The sequence below is a fragment of the Stutzerimonas stutzeri SDM-LAC genome, from assembly GCF_000235745.1.
Taxonomy (GTDB): Bacteria; Pseudomonadota; Gammaproteobacteria; order Pseudomonadales; family Pseudomonadaceae; genus Stutzerimonas; species Stutzerimonas stutzeri_H.
The window spans coordinates 34,767-57,486 of record NZ_AGSX01000046.1; the positions used below are offsets into that span (position 1 = coordinate 34,767).

20 protein-coding genes are annotated in these 22,720 nt (G+C 62.2%); 8 read left to right on the top strand and 12 right to left on the bottom strand.

The window, feature by feature from the left end; translation table 11 throughout:
• Positions 1 to 140: 140 nt before the first annotated feature.
• Positions 141 to 1,691, bottom strand: a complete 1,551-nt coding sequence (locus PSTU_RS0105340) for an AhpA/YtjB family protein (protein ID WP_019340010.1) — start codon at positions 1,689 to 1,691, stop codon at positions 141 to 143.
• A 197-nt stretch (positions 1,692 to 1,888) separates the two neighbouring features.
• Between PSTU_RS0105340 and serB the strand changes: the two genes are divergently transcribed.
• Positions 1,889 to 3,103 (top strand): phosphoserine phosphatase SerB, encoded by a 1,215-nt coding sequence (serB, locus tag PSTU_RS0105345; RefSeq protein WP_019340011.1) that lies wholly within the window; start codon positions 1,889 to 1,891, stop codon positions 3,101 to 3,103.
• Positions 3,104 to 3,154: 51 nt separating this feature from the next.
• On the opposite strand, the gene PSTU_RS0105350 is transcribed toward serB, so the two are convergent.
• The 6 genes from PSTU_RS0105350 to PSTU_RS0105375 all read right to left on the bottom strand — a co-directional run bounded on the left by PSTU_RS0105350 (position 3,155) and on the right by PSTU_RS0105375 (position 11,759).
• Positions 3,155 to 4,231, bottom strand: coding sequence for an NAD(P)-dependent alcohol dehydrogenase (locus PSTU_RS0105350; protein ID WP_192827011.1), 1,077 nt, complete (start codon positions 4,229 to 4,231; stop codon positions 3,155 to 3,157).
• A gap of 134 nt (positions 4,232 to 4,365) precedes the next feature.
• Positions 4,366 to 6,432, bottom strand: a complete 2,067-nt coding sequence (locus PSTU_RS0105355) for an EAL domain-containing protein (RefSeq protein WP_029404623.1) — start codon at positions 6,430 to 6,432, stop codon at positions 4,366 to 4,368.
• A 61-nt stretch (positions 6,433 to 6,493) separates the two neighbouring features.
• Positions 6,494 to 8,320, bottom strand: coding sequence for a hypothetical protein (locus PSTU_RS0105360; RefSeq protein ID WP_019340014.1), 1,827 nt, complete (start codon positions 8,318 to 8,320; stop codon positions 6,494 to 6,496).
• Between the two features lie 151 nt (positions 8,321 to 8,471).
• The gene (asd, locus tag PSTU_RS0105365) at positions 8,472 to 9,374 is read right to left on the bottom strand and encodes an archaetidylserine decarboxylase (protein ID WP_019340015.1); all 903 of its coding nucleotides are present in this window, start codon (positions 9,372 to 9,374) and stop codon (positions 8,472 to 8,474) included.
• A gap of 11 nt (positions 9,375 to 9,385) precedes the next feature.
• Positions 9,386 to 10,201 (bottom strand): rhodanese-like domain-containing protein, encoded by an 816-nt coding sequence (locus PSTU_RS0105370; protein WP_019340016.1) that lies wholly within the window; start codon positions 10,199 to 10,201, stop codon positions 9,386 to 9,388.
• Between the two features lie 43 nt (positions 10,202 to 10,244).
• Positions 10,245 to 11,759, bottom strand: a complete 1,515-nt coding sequence (locus tag PSTU_RS0105375) for an HDOD domain-containing protein (RefSeq protein ID WP_019340017.1) — start codon at positions 11,757 to 11,759, stop codon at positions 10,245 to 10,247.
• Positions 11,760 to 11,929: 170 nt separating this feature from the next.
• On the opposite strand from PSTU_RS0105375, the gene motA reads away from it, so the two are divergent.
• Together motA and motB are read left to right on the top strand one after the other, a co-directional pair.
• Positions 11,930 to 12,781, top strand: a complete 852-nt coding sequence (motA, locus tag PSTU_RS0105380; protein WP_019340018.1) for a flagellar motor stator protein MotA — start codon at positions 11,930 to 11,932, stop codon at positions 12,779 to 12,781.
• An 8-nt stretch (positions 12,782 to 12,789) separates the two neighbouring features.
• Complete coding sequence (gene motB, locus PSTU_RS0105385) at positions 12,790 to 13,800, top strand: flagellar motor protein MotB (RefSeq protein WP_019340019.1); 1,011 nt, start codon at positions 12,790 to 12,792, stop codon at positions 13,798 to 13,800.
• A gap of 28 nt (positions 13,801 to 13,828) precedes the next feature.
• Here the strand turns inward: motB and rsgA are convergent, their stop codons facing one another.
• Positions 13,829 to 14,860, bottom strand: a complete 1,032-nt coding sequence (gene rsgA / locus PSTU_RS0105390; protein WP_019340020.1) for a small ribosomal subunit biogenesis GTPase RsgA — start codon at positions 14,858 to 14,860, stop codon at positions 13,829 to 13,831.
• Between the two features lie 127 nt (positions 14,861 to 14,987).
• Between rsgA and PSTU_RS0105395 the strand changes: the two genes are divergently transcribed.
• Entirely contained in the window at positions 14,988 to 15,797 is an 810-nt protein-coding gene (locus PSTU_RS0105395; protein ID WP_019340021.1) for a class I SAM-dependent methyltransferase, read from the top strand.
• 28 nt (positions 15,798 to 15,825) lie between these two features.
• On the top strand, positions 15,826 to 16,368 hold the full coding sequence (orn, locus tag PSTU_RS0105400; protein ID WP_019340022.1) for an oligoribonuclease: 543 nt from the start codon (positions 15,826 to 15,828) through the stop codon (positions 16,366 to 16,368).
• Positions 16,369 to 16,427: 59 nt separating this feature from the next.
• On the opposite strand, the gene PSTU_RS0105405 is transcribed toward orn, so the two are convergent.
• From PSTU_RS0105405 to PSTU_RS0105415, 3 genes are all read right to left on the bottom strand, one after another.
• Positions 16,428 to 17,069: an oxidoreductase gene (locus tag PSTU_RS0105405; RefSeq protein ID WP_019340023.1), complete on the bottom strand. Its 642-nt coding sequence runs from the start codon at positions 17,067 to 17,069 to the stop codon at positions 16,428 to 16,430.
• A gap of 20 nt (positions 17,070 to 17,089) precedes the next feature.
• Entirely contained in the window at positions 17,090 to 18,769 is a 1,680-nt protein-coding gene (locus tag PSTU_RS0105410; protein ID WP_019340024.1) for a C13 family peptidase, read from the bottom strand.
• A 71-nt stretch (positions 18,770 to 18,840) separates the two neighbouring features.
• Positions 18,841 to 19,296 (bottom strand): MaoC family dehydratase, encoded by a 456-nt coding sequence (locus tag PSTU_RS0105415; protein ID WP_019340025.1) that lies wholly within the window; start codon positions 19,294 to 19,296, stop codon positions 18,841 to 18,843.
• 182 nt (positions 19,297 to 19,478) lie between these two features.
• Here PSTU_RS0105415 and PSTU_RS0105420 point away from each other — a divergent pair, with 182 nt between their 5' ends.
• Genes PSTU_RS0105420 through PSTU_RS0105430 form a run of 3 tightly spaced genes read left to right on the top strand, consistent with a single transcriptional unit; the run spans position 19,479 to position 21,157 of the window.
• Positions 19,479 to 19,841 carry a CidA/LrgA family protein gene (locus PSTU_RS0105420; RefSeq protein WP_019340026.1) on the top strand — a complete coding sequence of 121 codons (363 nt, stop codon included), beginning with the start codon at positions 19,479 to 19,481 and terminating at the stop codon, positions 19,839 to 19,841.
• Positions 19,842 to 19,846: 5 nt separating this feature from the next.
• The gene (locus PSTU_RS0105425; RefSeq protein ID WP_029404624.1) at positions 19,847 to 20,557 is read left to right on the top strand and encodes an LrgB family protein; all 711 of its coding nucleotides are present in this window, start codon (positions 19,847 to 19,849) and stop codon (positions 20,555 to 20,557) included.
• Positions 20,558 to 20,566: 9 nt separating this feature from the next.
• Positions 20,567 to 21,157 (top strand): LON peptidase substrate-binding domain-containing protein, encoded by a 591-nt coding sequence (locus PSTU_RS0105430; protein ID WP_019340028.1) that lies wholly within the window; start codon positions 20,567 to 20,569, stop codon positions 21,155 to 21,157.
• 22 nt (positions 21,158 to 21,179) lie between these two features.
• Here the strand turns inward: PSTU_RS0105430 and PSTU_RS0105435 are convergent, their stop codons facing one another.
• A complete protein-coding gene (locus tag PSTU_RS0105435; RefSeq protein ID WP_019340029.1) occupies positions 21,180 to 22,499 on the bottom strand; it encodes a bifunctional DedA family/phosphatase PAP2 family protein in 1,320 nt (439 codons plus the stop codon).
• Positions 22,500 to 22,720: the final 221 nt, after the last annotated feature.

The window sequence follows — 22,720 nt, forward strand, 5'->3', positions numbered from 1 at the left end:
GTTTTCGCGGCCATCGACCGACTCCTACCCATGTCGCGACCACCCCCCCGCGAACCCGAAGGCCCTTTCGTGAGCACGGACTTACCGTAGGGCGGGCCATGCCCGCGAACAATGCCGAGGCGCCTTTCGGTCCGTAGCCGTTAGCTACGGCTGCGCAGCTCGTGCATGCGAGCGAGCTGCCGCTCCAGTAGCGATGGGTAGGGTTCGAGCAGCCGCTCAACGCAGCAGGCGCCCTCTGGACTGGCGATGGGACGGATACGAGCGCGCTGGCGAATCAGGCTGTCATCGCCAATCCCTCGTTCAACCAACAACAGGTTACGGCTGTGTTGGGACATGGCTAGCGCGGCTTGTGCTGGCTCGCTGAGCAGAAGGTCGCCCTGGCTCAGTTCATAAAGCCCTTCGCCTTGAGTGAGCCCGAGTTGCAGTTGCAAGGTGATGCCGCTATCAGCGACTTCGATCTGCAAGGCGTGGCCCAGTGCGCGCATCAGCTCGCCACAGCAAAGCGCATGGGTCAGGTAGTTCTGCTCATCGTCCTGGCTGTGGAAGAGCATCAAACTGCTGCCGTCGTTGAGCGTATGCAGTTCGGCCTGATACAGAGTCGAAGCCTGCTGCAGACAGTCGCTGTAGCGCTGCAGCAGCTCGGTCAGCTGTGCGCGTGGCAGGCGGCGCAGTTGCTCCTGAGCACCGAGCTGAATCGCCAGCACGCCGCTTTTGCCCGTCGTGGCTGGCGCTGCGGAGGGGGGCACTGCCGGTGCGGGGGCAGGCGCTGGCTGCGACTTGGGCTCATCGAAGGGCGGATCGTCATCGAAGTCATCGTCGAATGAGTCATCGGTGACAGCATCGTCCGTCGGCAGGCTCCCAGCCGCATCGTCGAGATGGCTCCGAAGATCCGTGTCAGAACGTTCGTAGTCGTTGACCGGACCGGCGACAGGCACCTCGAAATGCGCCGAATAGAGATCCTCCATGCTGTCGTCCAGCTCGATTTCCGGCTCTGGCTTCTCGGGGACCAGGCGTGCCTGCAGCTGCCGCGCCAGTTCACCGATCTCATCTTGCCTGCCCGCACCGGGCGCCGGATCATCGGGGTCGCGCAACCACAGACGCAACTGCATCAAGGGGAGGGACAGCTGCCGGCCAAGGCGCATGCTGAGCGTCAGCGTAAGCGCCAGCAGGATCAGGCTGAGCAAGCCCATGCTTTGCAGGCTGATGGTCATCGGCTGTTGGAATTGCTGCATATCGAGGCTGATGCGCAAGTGCCCTGCAATCACCTCCTGAAAACTGATGGGGGTGGAGTAAAGGCCTTCCTCATCACCCAGCAGATTTCGCTGCGGGCGCGCGCCGGACTCCGCCAGCACGCGGTTGTCGACGCTGTAGATTGCTGCGTGCGCCACCAGCGGGTTCTTCACCAGGTTGCTCAGCAGGACATTGAGGCTAAGGATGTCGTTGGCGACCAGCAGATCCGTTGCCGAGGAGGCCGTCTGGGTGATCAGGCTTTGGCCGAGGGCATCGGCCTGCTGTTCCATGGCATGCTTGAACTGCATGCCCATGACCCAGGCGTAGATGATCAAGGCCAGCGCGACCAACAGTAGCGTGTGGCTGGCTACCCGCAGAACCAGCGGAACACGACGCTGGCGCAGTGCACGGTAGATCAGCAGGAAGAAATTGTCGGGTTTGACGGATGCGGGCCGGTTCACAGAGCGCGGCTCTACTCTTGAGGAAAGTGGCGCGCAGTATACGGAAAGCGCTGTGGGGGCTAAAGGTCATCGGTCAAAGCAGACGAATTGCAGGCGCGCTAAAGCAAATGTGGATTGGAAACTGGTGCGGTGAGGCAGCGTTCAGCGACAGTCCTGCTGTTATAGAATGCCCGTCTTCTTTACATGGGAGCTGCGCCTTGCGCGAAATCGTCCTGATTAACATCACTGGGGAAGACCGCCCCGGGCTGACCGCGGCAATCACCGGCGTACTCGCTCAAGGTGGTGTGAATATTCTGGATATCGGTCAGGCCGTGATCCACGACACCCTGTCGTTTGGCATTCTGGTGGAAATACCTGATACCGAACGTGCTTCTTCTGTCCTCAAGGACGTGCTGTTCATGGGGTATAAACATGACCAGCAGGTGCGCTTCACGCCCGTTGCGGAGGCAGACTACCAGCAGTGGGTGGCCGGGCAGGGCAAGCCCCGGCACATCGTCACGCTACTGACCCGCAAGGTGACTGCCGAGCAGTTGCAGCGGGTTAGCTCAATTACTGCCAAGTATGGGCTGAACATCGATCACATAGATCGGCTTTCGGGTCGCCAGCCGCTGGATATGCCGGAGGAACTGGGCAAGGGCTGTATCGAATTTTCGGTTCGCGGCGAGCCTGCCGATACCGCTGCGCTGCGCGCAGAGTTTCTCAGTGTGGCGCAGGAGCTCAACGTCGACATCGCGTTTCAGCGTGACTCGGTTTTCCGGCGTAATCGCCGGCTGGCGGTGTTCGACATGGATTCGACGCTGATCGAGGCGGAAGTCATCGACGAGCTGGCCAAGGTGGCAGGGGTTGGTGATCAGGTGTCGGAAATCACCGAACGCGCGATGCGCGGCGAGTTGGACTTTCGCGCGAGCTTCCGCGAGCGCCTGGCATTGCTCGAAGGTCTTGAGGAGCGCGCGCTGGCAGAAGTGGGTGCCCGGCTCAGGCTCACCGAAGGCGCCGAGCTGCTGTTCGCCGAGCTGAAGCGCCTCGGCTACAAGACCGCGATTCTCTCGGGCGGCTTCACCTATTTTGCCAAACAGCTGCAAGCCAGACTGGGCATCGATTACGTCTATGCCAACGAGCTGGAGATAGTCGATGGCAAGCTCACCGGTGTCGCTCAGGAGCCCATTGTCGACGCGCAGCGCAAGGCCGATCTGCTCCGCGAGCTGGCGGAGCGGGAAGGTTTGCGGTTGGAGCAAACCATTGCCGTCGGCGACGGTGCCAATGACCTGCCGATGCTCGGCTTGGCGGGGTTGGGTGTCGCCTTCAGAGCCAAGCCACTGGTCAAGCAGTCGGCCAAGCAGGCTATCTCGACCTTGGGTTTGGACGGAATTCTTTACTTGCTTGGCTTCCGCGACCGTGAAGGAACGGAATAGCTGAGCTGGAAGCTAAGCGGTTGAGGCTTTAGCTTCCAGCTGCGGCTTGTCTTATGGCTGTATCGCCACCTTGAGCACTCCGTCGCGCTGATTGGCGAAGAGCTCATAGGCGCTGGTGATGTCGTCGAGGGCGTAACGATGGGTCACCAACGGTGCGAGGTCCACGCGCCCCGAGGCCACCACGTTCAGCAACCGCCGCATCCGTTCCTTTCCTCCCGGGCACAGTGAGGTCACGATCTTGTGGTCGCCGAGTCCGGCATGGAAGGCGCCAAGCGGAATGGTCAGGTCCGCTGAATACACGCCCAGGCTAGACAGCGTGCCGCCAGGCTTGAGCACGCGCAAGGCGCTCTCGAACGTTGCCTGCTGGCCAAGTGCTTCGATGGAGGCGTCGACGCCGCGGCCGCCGGTGAGCCGGAGGATTTCCTCCACAACATCCGTTTGTTTGACATTCAACGTCACGTCCGCGCCCATTTGCCGCGCAATGTCCAGGCGTGCATCGACACCGTCGACGACGATGATCATCCCGGCGCCTCGCAGGCGTGCCCCGGCGGTCGCGCAGAGACCAATCGGCCCCTGGGCGAAGATGGCCACGATATCGCCAATCTTGATCTTGGCAGCTTCAGCACCAGCGAACCCCGTGGACATGATGTCGGGGCACATCAGCACCTGCTCGTCAGTAAGACCGTCGGGAACCGGTGCCAGATTGCCCTGCGCGTCAGGGACCAGGACGTACTCGGCCTGGGTGCCGTCGATGGTGTTACCGAACCGCCAGCCGCCCATCGGTTTGTAGCCGTGGCAGGCGCAGCCGCCATCCTGCGAGGAAAGGCCGTCCTGGCTCGCGTAGGAGGAGAAGTTCGGGCAGATCGCGCCGGCGATGACGCGCTGGCCCTCCTGGTAGCCCTGTACATTGCTGCCGAGCTTCTCGATCACGCCCACGGGTTCGTGACCGATGGTCAGGCCGGCGGCGACGGGGTACTCACCCTTGAGAATATGCACATCGGTGCCGCAGATGGTCGTGGTTGTGATGCGGACCAGCGCGTCGTTGGGGCCGACGTCCGGGATAGGTTTGTCAACAAGCTCGATGCGACCGGGTTCGACGAACGCGGCGGCTCTCATCATGGTCATGATGCGTTCCTCGCAGACTAGGTCAAAGCACTCTAGTCCAGTCACCGCGGTCGGGGCTGATCGAGGTCAATTCCAGCGCTACTGCGCTGGGCGCAAGGTGATACCGGCCGTCGCTGTGAAACCGGCGCCGCGGAGAGTCAATCCTCGTCGGAGGAGAAGTTGTAGTCCATCGACTGGCTCGGGCCCTGCAGATACTGCCCTTGGATATAACCGACGCCTGCCTGCCAGAGCGTAGCCAGTACGGTTGCGCTGTCTACGAACGGCACAATGGTCTGCTTGGCCTGTTCATGGAGCTGCTCAAGAAGCTGCTTGAGCGCTTCCTGGTTCTCCTGGCGGGTTAGGTCCTGGGTGTAGGACCCATCGATTTTCACGAAATCGACATTGAGGTGCTTGAGTGTATTGAGCGGATTCAGTACGCAGCCGAACTGATTCAAGGCGACGCGGCAGCCAAGTCCGGTAAGCCCCTGGGTGAGCGCCTTGGCTTGCCTCAGGTAAGCGACGGCGTCGTGCTCGTCAAGTTGGAAAACCAGCGAATCGGGTGGCAGCTTGGAGGCCTTGAGTGCGACCCCGAGCCAGCCAAGCAGTGATGGGTCCTGCAGGCTTGCCCCCGACATGTGAACCATCAGCCGCGTGCTGTGGCCCTTGTTGCGGTGTTCGGCGAGCAGTTTGATTGAGTTGAGCAGCACCCAGCGATCAATCTTGGTAGCCAGCCCTGCCTCTTTCGCCGCATCGAGGAACTCGCCCGGCGGCACCTCGGTGCCTTCGGGATCGAGCAGGCGCAGTAGCACCTCATAGTGTTCGTGACTATCACCGCGCAGGCTGATGATCGGTTGGAACAGCAGGCGGAAGCTGTTCCTTTCCAGCGCCTGCTGCAGCATGGCAAGGATGTTGCCGCGGCTGGCAGCTGCTGCAAGTTCGCGGGCCGGATCGTAGGTTCTCAGGGCGTTACCATCGGTCAGCTCTTCGGCGCAGCGGTGGGCGCGGTCAATCACGTCCCGCGCTTTCGCCGTTTGTTCGTCGAGGGCGGCGACGCCAATACTCAGGCTGGTCTGAACGGTGCGACCACCGACATCAAAAAGGTGCCCTTCGACCTTGCGTAGCAACTCGGTCAGAGGCTGCTCGAGCTGCTTTGGCGCCGCCTCGGGCATCAATACCGCGAACGCATCATCGCCGAAACGTGCCAGTTCGGCCTTCTCTGGAAATTGCGCGCGAAGCAGTTGCGCCAGTTCGGCCAGCAAGCGATCCGAGTCGCCGAGGCCGATCTCCGCTTGCAGGCTGGCGAAGCGATCAATGCGGAGGTAGGCGAGGCTTGAGCTCTTTCCGGCATTCACCGCGCGCTCGATTGCGCCGTCCAGCGATTCCAGAAAATGGTTGCGGTTGTAGAGACCGGTCACCAGATCCTGGCTGCTGATCTCGCGCAGCTTTTCCAGTTCGGCATTGTCGCTCTCTGCCCGAATAACCGCCTGGATGCACGGCTCGCCATCGTAGCTGGCAGGCGAAAAATGCATGCGCGCCTTGAAGTTGCGGCCATCGGCGCGGATCCCGCCGCATGCCAGTTCGGCGCTGCCCTGCAGGCTCTGATAGTTCTTGAGAAAGCTTTTGAACTCGCCCTGATCGCAGGAAGCGATCAGGTCAATCATCGGCATGCCTTCGAGCTCTTCCACATCTTCGTAGCCAAACAGCTCGAGATAGGCGCGGTTGGCATAGATATGCATGCCGTCGTGGACATAGGCAATGGCATCTACCGAACTCTCCAGCAGCAGCTGGCAGCGCTTTTCGGCTTCACGTAATGCCAGTTCGGCGGAACGGCGCGCGCGGCGCTCCTCGAGGTTTGCCAGTTCCCTGCTTGCGACCAGGATCAGCCATTCGTCCTCGCCCTGCGGCAGCGCGCCCTGTGCACCCAGGGCCAGGGCTTCGGTAATCGCATCCGTATCGTTACCGTTGATCAGCTGGATGACCGGAATATCCTTGGCTTGCTTGCGGATAGCGCCGATGACTTCGCTAGGATCGAGGTTGGCGCTGGTCGGTGCATTGATCAGCAGATCCCAGGTCTGCTGCAGCACATCGGCCAGGTCTTCACTGGAGGTCAAGCGATGAACGCGCGTGGCCTGGCCTGCGTTGCGAAACAGGCTGACCAGTCGCTCAGCTTCATTCTGCGAATCCTCGAGGATCAGCAGGCGGATGGTTTTCTTTTGCGGGGCCATGGCAGCAGCTTTGGAACGCACCATAGAGGGGCGTGGAGGCTAAAAAACGGTGATCGGCAATCTACAGCGTGTTCCAGAGCGAGTCAAAATCTTCACCCCGTGAGGTCGCCCGGGTGCCCCGCGCTGTGATCGACGTCTCTTGGGTGGTGGCGGTGAGGCCGACCAACTGATACTCGAACTGGTTATAACTGCTGGTGCCCGCTTGCCGACGGCAGAGCATTGCGCGGTGTTCGTCGCCGTTCTGGTTGATCTGCACCTTCTGGCCTTCCTGGAATGGCAGGCGAGGAACGATCAGCGTAGCCGGACGCGAAATCACGCTGATTTCCGGTAGGAGCAGGGCGCGCAGGTATTCACTGCCCTGATCGGTCTTGCGCAGCAGGCGAAGCCCGCAGGGCTGTGCCTGGGGTGCGATGAGTTCAACCCCCATCTGCGGGCCGCTACCACGAACCTGGCGGACCCAGCGCACCACTGCGACGCTCCAGGTCTGGCTGCTGGCGTCCTGCAGGCCGAGCAGCTCGCCTGCCTGAAGTTGCGCGGGCACTTCGCCCGGCCACGACAGGCAATAGCCGCCTGGGCTCTGGTCGACCCGTTGCACTTCGAAGGTGGGAAACAGACTATCGGCTGCAGGTTGTGCAGCCTCATCATCGTCGCTCGCCTTGGTTGATGCGGTAACAGGGCGAACGAACTCAATAGGGGCCTCGTCTGGAAGTCGCTCTTCCTCCACGACGATTTGGGCGTCGAACGCCACGGACCAGACGTCAGGTGCGGCATTGTTCAGCTTGAATACGGCAGATCGAGTCGCGTCAGGACGTTTTAGCAGTTCGCCGAACGGACGCTGGCCAGCCAGGTTGTAATGCAACGCGCTCATGCCGATACACAGGGTCATCGAGCCTTGTGTCGGGGCGCGTTGAAAGCTGCGCTCGGAAATGTCGCCCCATGCGGCAGTCAAATGCTGCAACAGATCTGGGTTCAGCCCTTCGGGAATGGCCAGCGCTTTTGCCTCGGAGGCCTCTGCTGGCGACCGCAGGTGGGACTGAATAGCTTTGACCAGATCATGCGGATCGATGCCGAGCAGATCGGGGCGGGCACTGGCGGGATACATCGATCGATAGCGCGGTGGACCATCGATACGCGGGGATACGCCGAACAGGCTGGTCGGGCTCAGCCCTGCCTGCAGATGAACCAAGACACTCCAGGGTTCGAGCAGTTGCGCGAGTTGGCCGATACCTTGCTGGCGCATCTGGTTGCAGCGCGCGCTGCCCAGCATCAGCGCAACGATATAGCTCTGTTCGGTGCTGAGGCCGGCGACCCGATAGCACAGGTCGTCATGTACGAGCGTGCGGTGTATGTCGTTTGTGGCAGCTATCGCGTAGAGCTGATGCAGTTCTAGCCACAGGCCATCGGGCGTCGGGCTGTAGAGCTGAGTGGAGCGCACGAGCATGGCGCAGAGGCTGCGGATCGCCCGCTGCAGTGCAATGGTGAGCAGCTGCAGGCGGTCGCGTCCAGTTTGTGGGGCCAGCTCGGCGGAGATCAGCTTGTAGCCGATGGCGAGGTGGTTGTTCAGTGCCTGGCACAGGCTGGCGACCTTGCGCGGGCGTTCGCCGAGCACGATAGGCTGGTTGATGAAGTAGCGTTCCAGTTCCCGGCAGACGAAGTGGATTTCCGGTCGTAGCAGCTCGAGCAGCTGCAGTCGGTTTGTGGCCGGCGTGCGCAGCTGATTGAGCTCGCGCATGGCCTGATACAGCTGGCGCGCGGTCTCGCCAAGGTTCGCCTTGGGCAGGCCGGCAAGCCACCGCTTGACGCCGCGCACGCTGGGTTCGCAGAAAGATAATTCCTGGCAATCCGGCGTCGGCACGCGTAACAGCAGTGGCTGGCTCTGGTTATCCAAGCGTTAAACTCCGTGGCATGCCCGCAGACATGCCACCAGCGGCGGCGATGGGCTTCGCGGGCTGCCATGCCGTGATGTCAAAATGCAATCGTCACGGCAATCATAGCGAACCCGGAGCAATTGGCCAGCGCCAGCCGACCGCTGGCGACCGTCAGAGCGACGGCGAGCCCGGTGTCGGTGCGGCGATGTCGCTCGCCGGCTTGGCTTGGCCCAGCCCTTCCCCCATGCTGACCGGCGTCAGCGCCGACAGTTGCTCGGCCCAGCTGATCCGGTCCGGTCCGAACAGCAGAATCACGGTGGAGCCGAGCTTGAATCGACCCATTTCCGCGCCTTTCTCCAGGTGGATGGGTGCTCGTGCTGCTTCGTCATAGTGAAAGGTCTTGAGTGTGCGCTTGGGCGGCGTAACCAGGCCGGCCCATACGGTCTCGATGCTGGCGACGATCATTGCACCGACCAGCACCATTGCCATCGGCCCGTGCTCGGTATCGAACAGGCAAACCACGCGCTCGTTGCGAGCGAACAGTTCCGGGACACCTTCGGCGGTGACTGTGTTTACCGAGAAGATGCGGCCCGGTACGTAAACCATTTCCCGCAGGGTGCCAGCCAGCGGCATATGCACCCGATGGTAGTCCTTGGGCGACAGGTACACGGTGGCGAAATCCCCACCCATGAAGGGCGCGGCACGTTGGTGGTCGCCGCCGAGCAGTTCCATCACGCTGTAGCTGTGGCCCTTGGCTTGAAAGATTCGCCCTTGCTCGATCTTGCCGAGCTGGCTGATGGCGCCGTCGCACGGGTTGAGGATCGCACCGGGGGTCGGGTCGAGCGGACGAGCGCCGTCTTTCAGCGCGCGGGTAAAGAAGGCATTGAAATGTTCGAAAGCAGTCGGTTCTTCGATCTGTGCCTCATGCATCGGCACACCGAAATGACGAATGAAGGCCTTGATGAAGGTGTTCTTCACCCAGGGCAGACGGCACTCGGCGAGGCAGCCGGCGAGGCGCGAAATCAGGTGGTGTGGCAGCAGATACTGACTGAGTACAAACAAGCGATCTTTCATGGATGACCTTTTCATTGCTGGATCGGAGTGTCGGGCAGATTGCCCCATTCGCCCCAGGAACCAGGGTATCCCTTGACGCGCGGATAGCCCAAGGCCTTGGCCAGCAGGTAGGTGAAGCCGGAGCGGTGATGCGTCTGGCAGTGGGTGATAATTTCCTTGTCGGCGGTGATGCCGAGCGCTTCCAGCCGTTCAGCGATGTCTTCGCGGATGCGCATGGCGCGTGTTGGGTCCATCGCCGCGGTCCACTCGAAGTTGACTGCGCCGGGCATGTGGCCAGCGCGTGCTGCGAGCGCTTTCTCGCCGCGGTATTCCTCGGGCGAGCGCGCATCCCAGATGACCAGGTCCGACGCGCCGAGCCGGCTTTCGAGATATTCACGGGTCGCGCTGGGTGCTTCGTCGAGTTGCAGTGGCACCGGTCCGCCTGCAGCGGCAGGGCTGTCCTGCGCCAGCGGGCGCTGCTCTGCCAGCCAGGCATGCAGGCCACCGTTCAGATAGTGGTAGTTGGGGTGGCCGATGACATCCAGCAACCAGATGAACCGGCCGGCCCAGCCTCCACCTTCGTCGTCATAGACCACATAGACGGCGTCCGCACGATGCCCCAGCGCGCCAAACAGTCCCTCCAGCTGAGGCTTGCCGGGCAATAGCCCCGGTGCCGGCGGTTGGCTGAGCTGAGTGAGCTTGGGATCGACGAAGCGTGCGCCGGGCAGGTGTCCTTCTGCGTAGCGGGTCGCACTGGTCAGGTCGACCAGAATCAGCTCGGGTGCATTCAGGCGCTCGGCAAGATCGGCCGGTTCGATTACCAGCGGCAGGGTAGAAAAGGCGGACACGGCAAGCCTCGAACGAACGGAAAGAAGCAGTCTAGCGAAAAAATCAGCGGGCGCGTTTGCTGAACGTCGCCAGGGCGCGCTCGATGCACTGGACCGTCTTGGTGAAGGCCTGCAAGCCCATCTCGCTGAATGCGGTGTTGTTCTGATCGACCACTAGTAGCATGACCACGCGATCATCCAGGCCGACGGAGCGCAACAGCACGTGTTCGCTGGGGAACAACGCTTTCAGTGCGCCAGGCAACAGCGCAGTGAACTGGGCGAGGTTATCCGGCTTGAGGCGCAATAACGCCGGCTTTTCCAGCAGCCTGCGCAACACCTGGCTTTGCTCGGGTTCCAGCGACAGCCGGCTCGCCTCGTTTGGCAATCCGCTGGCTTGCTGAACGACCAGACGGTGCTGCTTGCGATCTACCAGCAGTAAAAGTACGCGCTGCATGCCCGAGCACGTCAGCGCTTTACTGGCTGTCGCGGTGAGTTGAAGGACATTGTCGAAAGGGCAGGGGACGCTGAGCAGCTCGCGGCAATGTTCGCGCCATTGGGCCAGGGTTTCGGTGTCCGGCAACTTCGCCGCCTTTTCTGCCTGGAATGTACTGTCCCAAGGCCAGAGCAGTCCTTGGGCCGGATGCCAGAGATCGGTCGGCCCGATCGCGCGAGCACTGGTGGCCGCTTGCTGATGGGTCATCTGCTGCAATTCGGCGAGAGGGACTTGCAGGTAGAGGCCGGCGAGCCGCTGCCAGCGCAGGCTGTGAATGCCGCTCCAGCTGTGGTGCGCCGAAAGCGCCAGGCCGTTTGCAAGCACAATGGTATTGCTCGGCAAGGTGAGCCAACGGCGCAGCGCAGGGTCGGCGTCGAGCATCTGTTGCTGATGCAGCGGATGTTCGTTATCACGGGCGATGTGCAGTGCTTTGATCAGCATGCGCCGATGCTCGTTGAGGAGCCGGTAGCCTTGGGCGATCCAGCGCGGCAGGCCCCAATGCTCGGCGGTGGCGATGCAGAGCTCGAGCAACGAGACGCCGAGCAATGACTGTTCGACCTGGCGAGCGGGCTCGCGCTTGACCAGGACGCGCTGCTCCCAGACTTCCAATAGCTGCGGGTGTGCGGCAACCAGCGCCCACACGGGTGAAAGGAACAGCAGACTGCTCCAGTGGATCTCCTGCCAGAGCCGCGCCAGACGTGAGGCGAACAGCCCGTTAGCCTGCTGGCTGGCGTGGCTGCTGATCAGCATCAGCTGCCGCAAGGGCGCCGGAATATCGACTGGCTGAGCGGCTGGCACCTTGGCGAACAGAACTTCGGCGCGCTTCAGCCCGATACGGCTGAGCGCAACCTCAAGGCTCTCGGCCGGTTTGCTGGTTGATGCTGCGCTGCGGTTGGCCTCGCGGATCACCGTGAGTGCCAGGACCGGGCTTTCCTGAATGAGGTCCGAAATCTCGCGCATGGATAGGCTGCTGTCGCCCAGTGCCCGCTGAACGCGTGCATAGGGACCGGCAGCCGCCGGCAGGACAACGGTGTCCAAGGTCTTGAGCCAGGCGCCAAGCGAGCGGGGGAGTGGTGTCGTAGTCATGGCGCCGCCAAACTAGCATTTCATCGGGATGGCCTTTAGTCTGGCGCAAAAGTTCCGATAACCAGAACAATTCTTTTCATTTGCCCTTCCGCCTGACCCCAATCGAGTTCGTGCGACATCGCGCGGCTTGTTTCAGGTGCCCTGAGATCAGGTTTTAGACGTACCTACCTATGGCAAAAATAATCGGCATTATCGTGGTGATCGCCAGCGTCCTTGGCGGTTTCATTCTATCCGGCGGCCACGCTGCCGCGCTCATCCACCCGTTCGAGGTGATGATCATTGGTGGTGCCGCACTGGGTGGCTTCCTGCAGGCGAACCCCGGGAGCACGACCAAGATCGTGTTCAAGAAGTCGCTGCAGATGTTCAGCAACCGTTTCACTCACAAGTACTACCTGGAAGTGCTGGGGCTGCTCTACGAGATCCTCAACAAGAGCCGCCGTGAGGGCATGATGGCCGTCGAGGCCGACATCGAAGAGCCCGCAGCCAGTCCGATATTCAGCAAGTACCCGGCGATCCTGAAGGACGAGCGGATGACCGCCTTCGTCTGCGATTACCTGCGCATCATGTCCTCCGGCAACATGGCGCCGCACGAGCTGGAAGGGCTGTTCGACATGGAGCTCAACGGCCTCAAAGAAGAACTCGAGCATCCGTCTCACGCTGTGGCGAAAATTGCCGACGGTTTGCCCGCGATGGGTATTGTGGCGGCGGTGCTGGGCATCGTCATCACCATGTCGGTGCTGGCGTCGGCTACCAACGCCGAAATCGGGGAGAAGGTCGGTACGGCGCTGGTCGGTACCTTCCTCGGCATCCTTGCCTCCTACGGCTTCTTCGGCCCGCTGTCGGCGGCGCTTGAGCACGATGCCAAGGAGGAGCTGAATCTGTATGAGAGCATCAAGGCGACACTCGTCGCCTCTGCTTCGGGTATGCCGCCGACGCTGGCCGTGGAATTCGGCCGCAAGGTGCTGCTGCCAGCACACCGTCCAAGCTTCGCCGAGCTTGAACAAGCAGTGCGTGGCAGCTAACCGCACTCATGGACAATACCCAGCCAATCATCGTCAAGCGGATCAAGAAGGTCGCTGCAGGCCACCACGGTGGCGCCTGGAAGATTGCCTTCGCCGACTTTGCGACCGCCATGATGGCGTTCTTTCTCGTGATGTGGCTGATGTCCTCGGCCACGCCCGAACAGAAACGCGCCATTTCCGGTTACTTCCAGGACCCCATCGGTTTTACCGAGAGCGCGAGCCCGCACGTGATCGATCTCGGCGGTACGCCGACGCCATCGCCGGACCGCACCCTCAATGAAGAGGTTGATCCAGCGGTCCAGCAGAGCGAATCGAAGATAGATGCCGATCAGGCGGAAACCTTCGCTGAACAGTTGGAGCGTGAACGTCTCGAGCTGCTGCTTCAGGAGTTGCAGAACAAGGTTGACGAGAACCCCGAGCTGACTCGCTTCAAGGACCAGATCCTGTTCGAGATCACCCAGGACGGCTTGCGCATCCAGATCATGGATGCGGCCAACCGGCCAATGTTTGCCCTGGGCAGCGCCCAGCTGCAGCCGTACTTCGAAGACATACTGCTGGCGATGGCCGACACCATTCGTGCGGTGCCGAACAAGATCAGCGTCAGCGGTCACACCGATGCCAAGCCCTATTCAGGACGGGGCGAATTCGGCAACTGGGAGCTATCGGCCGGGCGCGCCAACGCGGCTCGGCGCACTCTGGTGGCCGGTGGCTATCCGGACGAGCAGATTGCCCGGGTGGTGGGCTATGCCTCTTCGGCCTTGTTCGATCGGCAGGACCCGCTGAACCCCGTCAACCGCCGCATCGATATCCTGGTGCTGACCCGAAAAGCGCAGCGCGACATCGAAGGTGAGCAGTCGGATGCGACGGGCGAGAGTTCAATCTCAGAGCCGCCATCTGCAGAAGATGTATCGGCGCCCTCAGCTGCACCGCCCGACCCGCTGCAGCCACCACAGTTGCGCGAGCGGCTGAATATTTTCGAAGAGGGCGTGCTGCAATTCGACCAGCCTGCTGGTAACTGAGCTGGCAGTTCATCCTGCCATCAGCGCGTCAGTAGCCGGCTTCCGGCAGGCTGCTGATGATATGCCGGTAGCTGGCCATGCGTTGAGGCTGGATCTGTCCCTGCTCCAGTGCCTTGAGCAAGGCGCAGCCTGGCTCGCGGTCATGCTTGCAGTCGCGGAAGCGACAGTGACCCAGCAGCTCCTGAAACTCGATGAAGCCCGCCTCGACATCAGAACGGCTTACGTGGCCCAGGCCGAACTCACGGATACCCGGGGAGTCGATCAGCTCGCCACCGCCGGGGAAATGAAACAGCCGTGCGGTCGTGGTGGTGTGCGTGCCCTTGCCGGTCATTTCTGACAGCGCGCCCACACGGGTGTCGACACCGGGCAACAGGCTGTTGACCAGCGACGATTTGCCCACCCCGGACTGGCCGACAAATACGCTGACGTGCCCGTCGAGACGCGCTTGCAGCGCTTCCATACCGGCGCCGTCATGGGCAGACACTTCCATCAGCGGGTAGCCCAGGGTGCGATAGACCGCCAGCAGAGCGTTGAGCGCGCCTTCGTTCTGCGCATCGATGAGGTCTGCCTTGTTCAGCAACAGTAGCGGCGTGATCCCGGCATGCTCGGCCGCAATCAGATAGCGGTCGATGAGGTTGGCATGGGGTTCCGGCAAAGGGGCGAAAACGATCACGATCAGATCGACGTTGGCAGCCACCGGTTTGAGCTGGCCGCGTGTGTCAGGTCGGCAGAGTTCGGATTGGCGCGGCAGTTGCGCGACGATGACGCCGATGCCCTGGTTGCCCGGACGCCAGACCACTCGATCGCCGGTCACCAGCGCCGGCAGGTTTGCGCGAAGGTGGCAGCGGAACACCTGACCGCAGTGCTCGCCTTCCTGAGCCTCGACTTCGACCTGCACGCCGAAGTGGGCAATGACCAGGCCGGTCTGTTCCGGGCCGAGATCGCCGCCCTCGAGTTCTTCCACCGCGCGTGATTCACGCCGCGCCGCGCGGCTGGCGCGTTCTTCCTGGATCTTCTCGATGCGCCAGCTTTGCCGGCGGTTGAGTTGGCGTTTGGCCATTGCGTGCGGTGCCCAGGTATTAAAGGAGGGTGAGTCTAACATGCCGGTGAGCACGCGCTGCGGGCCTGTTTTTGCTGGGCTTGCGGCCGGTAGACTAGCCAGTCTCTACTGCTGGCGGTGAGCACCCATGCCTGTCTCCTCACATGCGCGTCACCCCGCCTTGCTGGCGTTGCTCAGCCAACTGCTGTCGCTGCTGCTGTGCTGGCTGTTGCTGCTCGCGTTGGCGCGGTTTCTGGGCTGGCACCTCAGCCTGTTGGGGACCGCTTGTCTGCAAGGCGCGCTTGCTGCGTTGATCGGACAGCGCCTCGGGCTGTCGTGCTGGTGGCTGCCAATCAATTTTGGTTTCGTGCCGGGGCTGGTGCTTTTGCAAGACCATGCACTGCCGCCCTGGCTGCTGCTGATTGGCTTTATGATCCTGCTGATGTTGAACTGGAATGCCATGACCGAGCGGGTGCCTCTGTATCTCACCGGCTCTGCAGCCGAGCATCGGCTGGCGCATCGGCTTGCAGCGCTGCCCGACGGCTTCAGTTTTATCGATCTGGGCAGCGGGTTCGGCGGCACTCTGTTGCGGCTAGCGCGGCTTTACCCGTCGGCACGTTTTGTTGGCGTCGAAACGGCGCCGCTGACCTTTGCATTGTGCTGGTTGCGCTGCGTGTTTCAGCGCAACTGCCAGGTGCGTTTCCGCAGCTTCTGGCGCGAGCCGCTGGCGGGCTACGATGTGGTCTATTGCTTCCTTTCGCCTGCACCCATGCCGGCGTTGTGGCAGAAGGCGCGGACCGAGATGAGCCCGAACGCGCTGTTGATCAGCAACAGCTTCGAGGTGCCGGGCGTTGAAGCGCAGGAAACCCTCGCCATCGATGACTGGCGCCGTTCACGCCTGCTGATCTGGCGGCCCGGTGCAGCCCGGCAACCTGACGACCGCCCCGCGAGCGGCTAAACTGCGCGCCACGCCTAAGGAGCTCACCATGCAGAACCCGCAGAACCTCATCTGGATCGACCTGGAAATGACTGGTCTGGACCCGGACAACGACGTCATCATCGAGATGGCCACCATCGTTACCGACAGCCAGCTCAACGTGCTGGCCGAAGGACCAGTCATCGCCATCCATCAGAGCGATGAACTCCTCGCCGGCATGGACGAGTGGAACACACGCCAACATGGCGGGTCCGGCCTGACTCAGCGGGTGCGCGACAGCCAGATCTCTACCGAGGAAGCAGAGGCTCAGACGCTGGCGTTTCTCGAGCAGTGGGTGCCGAAAGGCAAGTCGCCGATCTGTGGAAACAGCATCTGCCAGGATCGGCGCTTCCTTTATCGCCGCATGCCTCGTCTCGAAGCCTACTTCCATTACCGCAACCTGGATGTCTCGACGCTCAAGGAATTGGCGGCGCGCTGGGCGCCGGAGGTGCTGGCTGGCTTCAAGAAAGGCGGTACGCACCTGGCGCTGGACGATATCCGCGAGTCGATTGCCGAGCTGCGCCATTACCGCGAGCACTTCATCAAGAGCTAAGCGGCGATAACAGCGCTGCAAGCTGGAGCGTTGCGGGGGAAGATTTCCCGCCTATGTGCCTATTTGCCCAGCCGCCTCAACTCGTCCGACTCGACCACTCGCGTACCTTCGGCTTCCTCCAGTGCCAGCCGCCAGAGCGCACGCGCCAGGATGCAGGCCGAGATCCCGCGGTATTTGCCTGGCAACAGATAGGAGAGCGGGGCGGTCAGGCGCTCGACCGGCCGCACCTCCATGCGTGGTCCGAGCAGCTGCGAAGGTCTCACGATGGTCAGCTGCGGCCAGCCCTGCGCGCGTAGCGCCTGCTCCATTTCACCTTTGACCCGACAGTAAAAGATCGAGCTGTCTGGGTCGGCGCCCAGCGAGCTGATGACCAACAGGTGCCGCGCGCCCAATTCCCGGGCGCGTTTGGCAAAGGCGACAACCAGATCATGATCGATGGCTCGAAAGGCTTCCTGGCTTCCGGCTTCCTTCAGCGTACTGCCCAGGCAGCAGAACGCGGTGTCGATTTCGCCTGAAAGCTGCGCCAGCAGTGTCTGCAGCGGGCCAACCGGGTTCTCCAGCCGTGGATGCGCAGCCAACCGCTTGCGGCTGGGGGCGAGCACGCACTCCACTGTGGGTTCGTTGAGCAGGCGGTCGAGCAGGTGCTCGCCGGTGAGCCCGGTGGCGCCGGCAAGCAAAATACGCTGTGGCGTCAAATACATGGTTTGGCTTCCTGTAACGATCAGTCAGATGGCGCCGGCTGCTGTTTGCTCAGCGCCCGCCAGTGTTCGACAACCTGCTCGGGTGCCCATATCTGCGGCTCCGAAGCTTGATAGTGGTCGGCTTGTTCCCGTTCGGCAACCCTCGCCTGTGCCAGCGTGAATGCCTGCACAATATCCGGCGTTGCCTGCAGGGCGTCGGTGAAGAGGGCGCGGCCGAAGTAGGTGAAGTCGCTCTCCTCGGAGCAGCCGAACGACACCCGGTCGGCACGAGCTGCGGTAATAACGAGCGTGTTCGGGCTTTTCAGGGGCTCGATAAAACCGCCGGAATAGCAGGCCGAGATGACTACGATCTTGTTGCGCTCGGCGAGTGGCTGCATCAGCGCTGCCAGGTCCGTGGCTGGCAGGTCTTCCAGGGCCAGTCGGGGCTGGGCCAGTACCAGCTGATGGTCGGCTGAGCCGTGACTGGTCAAATAGATGAAGATCAGGTCTTCCGGGCCGCTGCGCTCGGCCAGTCGCGCAACCGCGCGCGCGAGGTTTTCGCGCGTAGCCAGCGGCCGATCAGTAAGATGGTCGCGGTGGTTGACGAGGCTTATCTGGCCGCGTGCGGCGAAGCGTTCGGCCAAGAGGTTGTCGACGTAGCCGACCTCGCGCAGAAACACACTCTGCTGGCCATCGCCGGCAAGGGTCAGGCTATACAGCTCTGCAGCCGGAGTTGATGGCGGCACCGCATCAAGGGCGTCCTTCAGCAACTGCCCTTGGCGCAGCAGGCCGATCTCCAGCGGGTCAGCGAGGGGCCTGCCTTGAGCATCCTCGCTGAGCCGCCCAGCCCGCCAGGTGCCACTCTTCTGAGTGCCGTCCGCGAGGAGAAGGGTGCCATTTCCGTTGAATTGGCCTTCCCGAAAGCGACCTTCGTACCGGTCACCGCCGGGCTGCTGCAGGTCACCTTCGCCGTGGTACTGCCAGCGTTTGAAATCCCCGCTGTAGTGCGTGCCGTCAATGCCAAGATATTCGCCTTTGCCGTTCAGCTCGCCATTCTGGAACATGCCTTTCCTGACATTGCCGGCCGCATCTTCGTAGCGGCCCTGGCCATGGAACAGGTCGTCCTGAAACTGGCCCAAGTAGTGCTCGCCGTCGTTACCGCGGTACAGGCCCTCGCCGCTGAGTAGGCCGTTGGTGAAGTTGCCGCTGAAGACACCGCTGGCGTCGGTGCGGGTGCCCTCGCCATCGGGCTGGCCGTGGGCAAACGTGCCTTCATAGCTGGTGCCGTCTGCCTCCTGCAGCTTGCCAGCGCCGTGGTAGAGCCCATCCTTGAATGCGCCTTCGTAGCTCAGGCCAGGCTCGCTGTAGCGGCCCGTGCCGTTGAGGCTTCCCAGCTCGAAATGCCCTTCATAGACGCCGCCGGTGGCGTAGCTGAAGCGACCCTGGCCATCGAACAGTCCGTATTTGAAGCCGCCTTCGTAGCGATCGCCATTAGCGCCTTGCCAGAGGCCTTGGCCGTGCCACTGTCCGTCCGTGAATGAGCCGAGGTAATAGCTGCCGTTGGGGTAGTCGATACGCCCTTCGCCCTGTAGCAGGCCATCGATGACCTCACCCCGGTAGCGGCCACCGTCGGGCAGCACGGCGTCGGCGGGCAGCAACGGCTCGCCATCGCCACACGCGGTCAGAAAACAGGCGAACAGAAGTGGAGCGAGGTGGCGCATGCGGCTATCCAGAGGGGCGACGCCGCAGTATGCCGCAAACTCAGTGGGCTGCGACAACTACGCCTGCCGGGTCAGACCACGCAGAGCGCCAGGGTCTCGGCAATGTAGGCGGGTTTTTCCACACCCTCGATTTCCATCACGGCACGCGACTTGAGCAGCCACTGGCCGGGATTTTTCTCGTAGGCGTCGAGTAATGTCGCTGATACCCGAACCCGCGAGCCGACCCGGACCGGCTGGATGAAGCGCAGGCTGTCGAGCCCGTAGTTGACGCCCATTTGGGTCCCTTCAGGACGAATCATCAGTTCATTCATCAGCATCGGCAACAGCGACAGCGAGAGGAAACCGTGCGCGATGGTTCCGCCAAACGGGGTCTGCGCGGCTTTTTCCGGGTCGATGTGGATGAACTGGTGATCACCCGTGCAATCGGCGAATTGGTCGACCCGCTGCTGATCGACGGTGAACCATTCGGAGTGGCCTAGCTCTTTGCCAATGTAATCCTTGAGTTCTGCTACGGGTACTTGCGGCATATATCCTCCGGCGTTTGTTGTTTTGTTCGGATGTGAAGCAACGCTAGATCAGCATGCAGTTGTTGCCGAATCAACCAAGCATGGTTCGTGCGAATGGCGCGCCATAGCTTGGATCGGCAGGTGTTGTGAGTGTCGTGGTGGCGAGAGGCTTATAATCGCGCTCCTTTGCTCTGGAGGCTTCCATGCTGCTACGCGGACTAACCTGGCTGCTGTTGTTTCAACTGCTTGGCACTGCGCTCAACGTAATGGTGCTGCCGATGTTGCCGGGGCCGATCATCGGCTTGCTGTTGCTGTTCGTGGCGTTGTTAGCTCGCGGGCAAGCGAGTGAATCCTTGCAGGTCGCCGCGAGTAGTCTGTTGCGTTATCTACCCCTGTTGCTGGTGCCGCCCGCCGTGGGCGTGATGGCCTACACCGAGGCGATTCTCAAGGACTTCTGGGCCATCGTCGGCGTGCTGGTGCTCTCGCTCGTGGGGTCGTTGGTGTTCACCGGCTGGCTGATGCAGACGTTGATTCGCCGTCAGCAACGCAAGGCAGGACGCGCATGATCGCCATGCAATGGCAGGCGGCCTGGGAGGCGGTCATTCATCATCCCTTGTTTGGCGTGGCCATCACCTTGGCGGCTTTCCAGTTGGCCTATGCGGCTTACGAAAAAACACGCTGGGTATTCTTGCAGCCAGTGCTGGTGTCGATGGTCGTGGTGGTCGGTACGCTTGTGCTTTGCGGTCTGAGCTATGAGGAGTACCGCGACAGCGCCCAGATGCTGACCGTGCTCCTCGGGCCAACTACGGTGGCGCTTGCCGTGCCGCTGTATCTGAATCTGCGACGAATTCGCGAATTGTTCGGGCCGATCATGCTCACCCTGCTCATCGCCGGCATCGGCGCCACGGCGCTGGGGATGGTTCTGGCCTGGGCATTTGGTGCCGACCAGATGATCCTGATGACCCTGGCGCCCAAGTCAGTTACCTCGCCAATCGCCATGCTGGTGGCCGAGCAGATCGGTGGCGTGGTGGCGCTGGCCGCCGTCTTCGTGATGATCACCGGCATCATCGGTGCGATCATCGGCCCGGAACTGTTGCGCAGGTTTGGCGTTCAGCATCCTGCCGCCCGAGGCATGGCGCTGGGTCTGACTGCACATGCGGTCGGCACCGCCCAGGCCTTGCAGGAAGGCGACGAGTGCGGCGCCTTTGCGGCGCTGGCCATGAGCCTGATGGGCGTGATGACCGCAGTGCTGCTGCCTTTGGCCGTGCTGATGCTGTCGTAAGGAGTCTGAATGAAGCTACCGTTGTTTCCGCTCGATACCGTGTTGTTTCCGGGGTGCACCCTCGATTTGCAGCTTTTTGAGGCGCGCTATCTGGATATGGTCAGCCGCTGTCTGAAGGCCGGGCACGGCTTCGGTGTGGTGCGTCTGATCGAGGGTAGCGAAGTGGGGTTGGCGCCGAGCGAATATGCCCTGACGGGTTGTGAAGCGCTGATCCGCGATTGGCAGCAGCGGCCTAACGGCCTGCTGGGGATTCGTGTCGAAGGCGGTCGTCGTTTCGATGTGCTCTCGGCCGAAGTGCAGCGTGATCAGCTGACCGTCGCCGAGGTTACCTGGCGCGACGAGGGGGATGATCCGCCCTTGGACGACGAGCATCTCGAACTGGCGATGTTGCTGGAGGCGCTCGGTCAGCATCCGCTGGTCGAGGCGCTGGGGATGGGCAGTGCCGCGCAGGGGCAGCGCTCGCTGGCGCATCAGCTGGCCTACCTGTTGCCGTTTCGGCCTGATCAGAAACTCGACCTGCTGCAACTGGATGATCCTGAACAGCAATTACAGTCCATCCAGCGCTGGCTAGAGCAGTTGCAAGGGGATTCGCCCGAATAGCAGCGGCACCCGGTCGTCAGTATTACTGATAGCGATACAGCAGCATGGCGCCTGGCAACGCCCAGATCGCAAAGGCGCCGATCAGCCCCAGGGCGGCCGGCAGGATCAGCCACCATATTTTCGGCGACAGTGCCTGCATCGGCGCACGCCATTGCACAAGGGTCAGGCTGGCGGCGCAAACACTTGCCGCCAGCACCGCGCCCGCGATGACGTCGGTTGGCCAGTGTACGCCCAGGTAGACGCGCGATAACGCAATTGCGGTGGCCGGTAATGCACCCAGCAGCACCCAGGCCAGGCGCATGCGCGGCGGCTGCCCGCGGCCGGCGAGAACGCCCAGGGTAAGAAAGAAGGCGAATGCAGCCGAGCTGTGACCGCTGGGGAAGCTGTAACTGTGCAGTGGCTCCAGCAGGATGTCCGGCCGGACCCGGCCGAAGGTCGCTTTCAGTGCGCCGTTGGCCAGCGCGGTGCCCAGCAGTGTGAGAATGGCGAAAGCGGCTGCACGTGCCTGTTTCGTAGCGAGCAGCAAGAGGCTCAGCAGCACAGCGGCCCACAGCTGGGTGTGGAAATCTCCGGCTCGTGTGACCATGACCATGAAGCGATCGAATACCGGGCTGCGCTCGCCCTGAACGACCGTCATCAGCCCTTCATCGAATTCCACCAGATAGGGCCAGCCGATGAACAGTCCGATCAGAACGGCTGCGCTGAGACCAGCAGCAAGCGGAGTAACCCAGCGCATCTGATGCAGGCTGCCATGCACTACGCCGCCGATAAGCAGCAGCAAAGCGGCAGTAACGAAGCCCGCTTCGCTCCAGAAACCCTCCGGTAATGGCAGCCGCACCGCCGCGCCCGCCGCCCAGCCGGGCAGCAGATAGGCCATCGACCAGCCTGCTGCGGCGATCAGGCTGACCAGCAGAAAGCGCCCGAACGGCATGTCGAGCATGCCGGCGGTTACCGGCAGCATGGGCCGTAGCGGGCCGATGAAACGTCCAACCAGTAGGCTGGCGATGCCGTAACGTTCGAAGTACACCTCGGCGCGGTTCAACCATTCCGGATGGTCGCGAAGGCCGCGGATGCTGCGGATATTTTGGTGATAGCGGCGGCCCAGCCCGTACGAGAGCAGGTCGCCGAGCAAACCGCCGGCGTAGCCCAGCAGTAACGTCTCGCCGAGACTGAGCACGCCGCTACCGGCGACTACCGCGATGGCAAATACCAGCACCGTGCCGGGCATCAGCAAGCCGACAATGGCGAGGCATTCGAGGCAGGCGACGACAAACAGGCTAAGGCCAAGCCACTGAGGGTTTTCAGCCAGCCAACTGGAGAGTGCGGTGAGCCATTCCGGCATGGGTCTTTTTTCCTTGGTTCGAGACGCTTCGACCCGGCATCCGACGCGCGGGTTTCAACGTCTGGTCATGATAGCGCTGGCGATAGCCTCGGATACTTGCGGCGCAAGCGGCAGATCTCGACCCGTTGGATGAGCGGTGTCGCGTGCAGTCAGGGGCTTTGCAGCCATTCGCCCGGCGCCGCTGTGCGTGAGGCGCGCGGGTGGCTATAATCAGCCGCTTT

Coding starts and splice junctions, on each gene's coding strand:
- PSTU_RS0105355 (WP_029404623.1), bottom strand. CDS start 6,432: ATGGCCCCGCAAAAGAAAACCATCCGCCTGCTGATCCTCGAGGATTCG.
- PSTU_RS0105375 (WP_019340017.1), bottom strand. CDS start 11,759: ATGACTACGACACCACTCCCCCGCTCGCTTGGCGCCTGGCTCAAGACC.
- PSTU_RS0105435 (WP_019340029.1), bottom strand. CDS start 22,499: ATGCCGGAATGGCTCACCGCACTCTCCAGTTGGCTGGCTGAAAACCCT.
- PSTU_RS0105425 (WP_029404624.1), top strand. CDS start 19,847: ATGCAATGGCAGGCGGCCTGGGAGGCGGTCATTCATCATCCCTTGTTT.
- asd (WP_019340015.1), bottom strand. CDS start 9,374: ATGAAAGATCGCTTGTTTGTACTCAGTCAGTATCTGCTGCCACACCAC.
- PSTU_RS0105420 (WP_019340026.1), top strand. CDS start 19,479: ATGCTGCTACGCGGACTAACCTGGCTGCTGTTGTTTCAACTGCTTGGC.
- motB (WP_019340019.1), top strand. CDS start 12,790: ATGGACAATACCCAGCCAATCATCGTCAAGCGGATCAAGAAGGTCGCT.
- orn (WP_019340022.1), top strand. CDS start 15,826: ATGCAGAACCCGCAGAACCTCATCTGGATCGACCTGGAAATGACTGGT.
- PSTU_RS0105430 (WP_019340028.1), top strand. CDS start 20,567: ATGAAGCTACCGTTGTTTCCGCTCGATACCGTGTTGTTTCCGGGGTGC.
- rsgA (WP_019340020.1), bottom strand. CDS start 14,860: ATGGCCAAACGCCAACTCAACCGCCGGCAAAGCTGGCGCATCGAGAAG.
- motA (WP_019340018.1), top strand. CDS start 11,930: ATGGCAAAAATAATCGGCATTATCGTGGTGATCGCCAGCGTCCTTGGC.
- PSTU_RS0105410 (WP_019340024.1), bottom strand. CDS start 18,769: ATGCGCCACCTCGCTCCACTTCTGTTCGCCTGTTTTCTGACCGCGTGT.
- PSTU_RS0105415 (WP_019340025.1), bottom strand. CDS start 19,296: ATGCCGCAAGTACCCGTAGCAGAACTCAAGGATTACATTGGCAAAGAG.
- PSTU_RS0105395 (WP_019340021.1), top strand. CDS start 14,988: ATGCCTGTCTCCTCACATGCGCGTCACCCCGCCTTGCTGGCGTTGCTC.
- PSTU_RS0105405 (WP_019340023.1), bottom strand. CDS start 17,069: ATGTATTTGACGCCACAGCGTATTTTGCTTGCCGGCGCCACCGGGCTC.